Origin of the sequence: Salmonella sp. SAL4457, assembly GCF_046548235.1 — a bacterium.
Taxonomy (GTDB): domain Bacteria; phylum Pseudomonadota; class Gammaproteobacteria; order Enterobacterales; family Enterobacteriaceae; genus Salmonella; species Salmonella enterica.
The window spans coordinates 1-315 of sequence record NZ_JBGDZO010000238.1 but is presented as its reverse complement, the minus strand read 5'-3'; the positions used below and the strand labels follow the sequence as shown (position 1 = coordinate 315).

1 protein-coding gene is annotated in these 315 nt (G+C 66.3%); it reads left to right on the top strand.

The genetic code is table 11. From position 1 onward, the window contains the following. Positions 1 to 315, top strand: a 315-nt coding sequence (locus ACLJNW_RS24085; protein ID WP_410961201.1) for an RES family NAD+ phosphorylase, incomplete at both ends; no start/stop codon positions are given.

Genomic DNA, 315 nt, shown 5'->3' with positions numbered 1-315 from the left:
CGCTGGGGGTCGCGGTTTGGCCGTCGCCACGAGCCAAGCCTGTTCTACGCCGCGCTGAAGCTGGAAACGGCCATGGCCGAAAGCGCGTATTACCGTTGCGTCCTGTGGAGTGGCATGGTGGTGCCGCCACCGAGCGGGAGGATTCTGTCCGAGCACGCTTCGTTCGAGGCGGGCTGGAAGGTGGAGCGGGGAATCCGTCTGCAGGCGCCGCCTTTCTCCGATCACGAGGCTGCGCTGACCGACATCGCCGACTACCGCGCTCCCCAGGAACTGGGAAGTGCCATGCGCAGCGCCGGGGTGCAGGCATTCGAATAC